At 73.4% G+C, this 5,615-nt stretch carries 4 protein-coding genes; all 4 read right to left on the bottom strand.

Translation table 11 applies throughout. The features are described 5' to 3' along the window. Positions 1–95: 95 nt before the first annotated feature. The 4 genes from OG289_RS49350 to OG289_RS49335 are packed head-to-tail and all read right to left on the bottom strand — an operon-like array spanning position 96 to position 5,588. Positions 96–380 carry an acyl carrier protein gene (locus OG289_RS49350; RefSeq protein ID WP_327320533.1) on the bottom strand — a complete coding sequence of 95 codons (285 nt, stop codon included), beginning with the start codon at positions 378–380 and terminating at the stop codon, positions 96–98. Next, a complete protein-coding gene (locus tag OG289_RS49345) occupies positions 377–2,068 on the bottom strand; it encodes an acyl-CoA dehydrogenase (RefSeq protein ID WP_327320532.1) in 1,692 nt (563 codons plus the stop codon). Before OG289_RS49345 ends, OG289_RS49350 begins: the two co-directional genes overlap by 4 nt. Further along, positions 2,065–3,810: an acyl-CoA dehydrogenase family protein gene (locus tag OG289_RS49340; protein ID WP_327320531.1), complete on the bottom strand. Its 1,746-nt coding sequence runs from the start codon at positions 3,808–3,810 to the stop codon at positions 2,065–2,067. Before OG289_RS49340 ends, OG289_RS49345 begins: the two co-directional genes overlap by 4 nt. Beyond that, positions 3,807–5,588 carry a fatty acyl-AMP ligase gene (locus tag OG289_RS49335; RefSeq protein ID WP_327320530.1) on the bottom strand — a complete coding sequence of 594 codons (1,782 nt, stop codon included), beginning with the start codon at positions 5,586–5,588 and terminating at the stop codon, positions 3,807–3,809. The genes OG289_RS49340 and OG289_RS49335 overlap by 4 nt, the downstream gene beginning before the upstream one ends. Between the last annotated feature and the right edge of the window lie 27 nt (positions 5,589–5,615).

Raw genomic sequence — 5,615 nt, 5'->3', positions numbered from 1 at the left:
CACGCGTACCTCTCTCGCTCGAATCGCCGGCGGGGCCGGAGAGGATCAGGAATCGGACGCCCGCGAGGGCCGGGGAGGGGAACGTCGGCCGACCGTCAGGCCGGGTGCTGCTCGGCGATCAGGGCGAGGACACGCTCGGCGAGGGCCTCGACGGTGTCGACGTCCCAGATCAAGGTGGGTTCCACGGTCAGCAGCCAGGTGTCCTCGATCTCGCCGCACAGCGCCACGGCGTAGACGGAGTCCAACCCCAGGCCAGCGAGCGCGGTCTGCGGACCGATCCGCCCGGCGAGGTCGGGGAGGTAGTAGGAGACGCGCTCGATGATCCAGGCCCGCATCTCGTCGTGCAGCGGCCGGCTGGAACGCGGTTCGGTCGTGGTCATGGCGTGTCCTTCCCGCCGCCCGGCGTCGCCTGGGCGGTCGGATCGAAGAGCTGGTGCTCGCCGTGCCGCCGGCCCGCGGCGGCGAACAAGGCGTACTCGGCCTGCTCGCGTTCGCCCGCGGTGAGCAGCGCCGGGCCCCGCAGGCGGGCGGCAAGGCGGTCGAGGACGCCGGGCAGCAGGTCGTCCGGGTACCGGGGTCCGCCACGGCGCCAGACCGCCAGCACGCACGCCGCGGCCAGGAGCACGGTGTAGCGGTCTGCCAAGTCGAAGGCGGCCGGGCCGGCGCCGCTGGTGAGATCGCCGGGTGCGAGGGCGATGCACTCGTCCCGCAGGACTCGTAGCTCGTCCCGGAATCGCACGGCGAAGCGGGCCGCGAGGCCGCCGTCGCCGAGCTCGGCGGTCTCGACGAGCGCGCCTAGGAGGCCGTCGGTCCGCGCCATCGCCGCGACCAGGGCGTCGAAATCGAGGCTCGGCAGGTCGGCGCCGAGGTCGAACAGCTCGGGAGCCGCGGGCGGCCCGGTGAGCCAGGACTTGCGGGCCAGGCGGGGCAGTTGCGGAAGCAGGGTGATCAGGCAGGCCGTGCGTGAGATGTGGACGAAGGTGGCCGGGGCCGCGTCCCGGGCCACCTTCTGGAAGATCGCGTAAGGACCCTGTCGCAGATAGCCGGAGGCGCCCAGGACCGAACGCAGGTCTTCGACCGCGTCCAGGACCATCCGCGAGGTCAGGTACTTGGCGGCCGCGGCGTAGGCGGCCATGGATTCGGGAACCAGGTGCAGTCCGCGGACCACGACGCCGGAGAAGGCCTCGACGGCGAGCAGGTCGGCATGGGCGCGGGCGATGACGGCGCGGACGTATGGCAGTTCGCTGACAGCGGCGCCGTAGAGACGGCGTTCGGCGGCGAAGTCGAGCGCGGTGCGCAGCGCGGTGTCGAGCGAGCCGAGGGCCATGGCCGGCAGGACGGCCCGCGTCACCTGGTAGGCCCGCAGGGCGATCTCCATGCCCTGTCCCGGGTCGCCGATCACGGCGTCGGCCGGAATCGGGCAGTCGGCGAACTCGATGCCGCCCAGTTGCAGGCCGCGCATCCCGGACGTGCCGACGCGGGGCAGGTCGCGCACCCGTTCGGCCGGGACGGCGTCCCGGGCGAGGAGGAACTGGCTGTGGCTCCGGCGGCCGGCGTCCGGGCCGGTGCGGGCGAAGACCACGAGGGTTTCGGCCCGGCGCACGTTCGCCACCACTTCCTTGCGGCCCGACAGCGACCAGCCGGAGACGGCCGGAGACGCCGCGCACCCGGTGTGTGCGATGTCGTTTCCGTGGTCCAGCTCGTGGAATGCGGCGGCGACGCGCTGGTTGGCCAGGAGCCGGTCGGCGACGCTCCCGCGCTGGTCCGCGGTGCCGGCGGTCCAGACGTTGACGGAAGCCAGGAACGACGCGAACCCGTAGCCGGAGCCGAGCGCCGCGTCCCGGCGCCACAGGGTCCTGAGGATGCCGGCCAACCGGTCGGCGCGGGTGAACCGGCCGCCGTACGCGGCCGGCACGAACTCCGCGTTCAGGCACCAGGCGTCGAGCAGTTTCTCGCCCTCGGCAGACATCTCGCGCCGTTCGTCCGCGTCCAGGACCGCCCGGTATCCGACCGGGTTGGCGTCGTCATAAGGGTTTCCGAGAAGGGTCTCCAGGTCCTTGGCGCTCATGGCGTCCTCACCGGGATTCCGAACGGCGTGACCGCCGCGCCGACTGCGACCGCTTCACCGATCACGGCGGACAGCCGAAAGTCGATCGTGTCGTCGCCGGGTTCCGGCTCCGGCGCGGGAGTCCGCAGCACTGTGGCGATCCGGGCCCGCAGCGCACGCAGGGCGGCGCGCGCCCACAGTCCGTCGTCCCAGAGCGGTCCTGAGGCCCGCGACGGGCCGCCCGTCGCCCACAGGTGCAGGCAGGCGGCACCGGCGTAGCAGAGCTCGTAGGCACCGGCCAGTTCATACGCAGCCATCGGCGGCCGGGCCGAGGGCCTGGCCTCCCCCATGAGCAGGGCGATGTCGGCGGCGGTGGCGGCGAGGGCGGCCGCGTGCTCGGCGAGGCCGTCCGGGGCGCCCCGATCGGCGAGCGCCTCGGCCAGTATCGGCAGCGACTGGACGACCGAGCAGCCGCGGCGCGAGGTCAGGGTCAGCGCTCGGTGATCGAGCCGTCGCGGCCGGGTGCCCGAGGCGGCGGCTTCGGCGAGGCCGTCCGTGTCCACGTCGGCTCGGGCGAACCCGCGGGCGAGCCGGCCGTACTGCGGGATCAGCGCGGCGCGGTTCACCGGGGTGCTGCCGTCGAAGATCGCGACGACGTGGTGGTCGCGCCACAGCTTCTGGAACGCGCCGTGCGCGTACTCGCCGGTGAGGAACGAGCGCAGCCCGAGCAGTTCGGCGAGGTCGGCGACGACCGCGTCGATCAGGGTCGGGGCCAGGGCCTTCACGACGGCGGAGGTGACGCTGAGTTCGTCGGTGAGGCTGTGGATCGAGCGCGCGCCGAGGCTGGCCGCGGCTTCGGTGGCGGCGAGCAGGGCGGCGCAGCGGGTGACGATCGAGCGGGTGCGCGGGCGGTCCGCCAGAGGGGTCCGCTGGATCAGCCGGGTCGCGGTGAAGCCGGCTGTCAGGCGCAGCGCCTGTTCGCCGGCGCCGAGCGAGAGGGCCGTGCACATCGTGCGGGTGAGCTGCAGGCTGCGCAGGACTGTCTCCAGGCCGGAACCTTCGGGGCCCAGAAGCGCCGCTTCGGAGAGCTCTGCGGCACTGAACTCGATGCCGGATATGTCGATGCCGCGGACGCCGTGGGTGGCGGCTTTGGGCAGCGCGCGCCAGGTGCCGCGGGCCAGTCGCCGCTTGTCGACGAGGAAGAGGCTGTGGCCTCGGGCGGTGCCGGGGTCGCCGGTGCGGGCCAGGACGACGAGGTGGTCGGCGCGGGTGGCGTTGTTGATCGGCCACTTCGTGCCGTCCAGGAGGAAGCCGCCCGTCCGCCGGGCTGCGGTGACCTCGCCGTTGGCGAGGTCGGCGCCGTGGCCGGGTTCGGTGAGCGCCCAGGCGAAGGGCTCGCCGGAGCGGACCGCGGCCGAGACCGCCGCGGTCTGGCGGGGGGTGCCGACCGTCCAGACCGGGGCCGCGCCGAGATAGGTCTTTCCGTGTGCTATCGCGGCGCTCAGGTCGCGGCGGGCCACCACGCGCTGCAGTCTCAGCAGCTGTTCGTGGTCGGCGAGGGCTCCGCCGTGGTCGGCGGGGACGTAGTGGGCGGGGAGGCCGAACGCGTCGAGGCGCGCGCACATCTGCGCGGGGAACTCTTCGGCTTCGTCGAGTTCCGCCGAAACTCCGGCCGAGTCCTCGGGGTCGCCCAGGGCGGCGTCGAGTGCGATGTCGGGCGCGGCGGCGAGACCGGACGCCAGTGCCGCGAGCTCCGTGCTCACGGCGCACCGACCCGGAGCAGTGCGGGCTCGAGTTCGGTGTGCAGGGCCGTGATCTCCCCGGCCAGGAAGCGCTCGCGCATGGCGGTCCGCTGGACCTTACCGCTGGTGGTGCGGTGGATCGAGCCCCGTCGCACCAGCAGAATGTTGCGGACCGGGACCCCGAACTCGACCGTGAGGCAGTCGGCGACGGCGGCCGCGACACCCGGGAACTCCGCGGACCGCAGGGTCGGGTTCACCTCGTGGACCAGCACGATCCGTTCGTCCGGGGCCGGTACGGAGAACGCCGCGCCGACGAATCCGGCCAGCGCCTCGTGGACGGAGCGCGCGTGCTGTTCGAGGTCCTGGGGGAACAGGTTGCGGCCGCGGACGATGAGGACCTCTTTCAAGCGGCCGGTGATGTAGAGCTGGCCGTCGATGAGCGCGCCGAGGTCGCCGGTGCGAAGCCAGCCGCCGGTGCCGGATCCGACGGCACCTTCGGCGTCCGCGTCTTCGAGCCGGACGTCGAAGGTGCAGGCGGAGAGTTCGGGATGACCCCAGTAGCCCAGGCCGATGCCGGGAACCCGGAGCCATATCTCGCCGATCCGGCCTGGCGCGAGCGCGCGGCGCGTGGCCGGGTCGACGATGGCGGCGTCGCCGCTGGGGATGCCGCAGCCGACCAGGGCGCGGCCCACGCCGACAGCCGTCGGGCGCAGTTCTGGCCCCTCCGCCCGCGACAGAGCTGCGACATCCGCCTGCATCACGGGAACCTGTCCCGCACGGGGTTTGGCCGAGACGTAGGCCGTGCACTCGGCCATGCCGTAGCAGGGGGCGATGACATCCGGCCCCAGCCCGGCGCGGGCGAACCGCGCGCTGAACGCGGCTATCGTCGCCGCGTTGATCGGCTCGGAGCCGTCGAGGAGGAAATCGAGCTCCGACAGATCCAGGCCCTCGATCGCGGCGTCCGGTATCGCGCGCAAACACAGGTCGAAGGCGAAGTCGGGGGCCGCGGTGACCGTGACGCGATACCGGTCCAGCATCCGCAGCCACTCGACCGGCCGCCGGACGAAGTCCGAGGGCGCCATCAGCGCGAGCGGCGCGCCGAAAACGAGCGGGGCCGACAGCATCGCGAACAGGCCCATGTCGTGGTGCAGCGGCAGCCACGATCCGAAACGGTCGTCGGGTCCGATGCCGCCCGACTCGTGCATGGCCTGCACGTTGTCCAGGATCGTGCCGTGCGCGAGGACCACGCCGCGTGGAGTCCCGGTGGATCCGGAGCTGTACTGGATGACGGCTGGCGTGCCGCGGTGCGGACGCGGCCGGTCGGCGGGAAGGCCGTCGGCTACGCCGGGCCCGGCCGGCGCGGCGGCCTCGACGGCGGTGGCGGCCGAACCCGCTCCGGCGAAGCCATCGACCAGCGCCGCGACGTCGGACTCGGCGGCGACGATCAGTTCGGGGTCGCAGTCCGCCGCGATGACGGTGATCCGTTCCGCGGCACGGGCCGAGCCGCCGGGCGCGGGCACCGGCACACAGACGAGCCCGGCCATCAGGCAGCCCAGGTAGTACTCCGCGAACACGATGCCCGTAGGCAGGGCGAGGATCACCCGCTTCCCCGGCGCGAGCCGCGCGGCCAGCGCGGAGGCCCGCAGCCGGGCCCGCCGTGCGAGCTCGGCGTACGTGACGCTCTCCGGCTCGGCCGCCGCGCCCCGGTGAAGGGTCAGCGCCACGGCGTCCGATCGTGCGGCGACCCGTTCCTCGAACGCGTCGCCGAGGCTGTGGCGACTGGCGAGATCGAATGTCATGGCTCTGTCTCCTTCGGGTCCGAGCCG

The organism is Streptomyces sp. NBC_01235 (genome assembly GCF_035989285.1).
Classification (GTDB): domain Bacteria; phylum Actinomycetota; class Actinomycetes; order Streptomycetales; family Streptomycetaceae; genus Streptomyces.
This window is presented reverse-complemented; position numbering and strand designations above follow the sequence as displayed.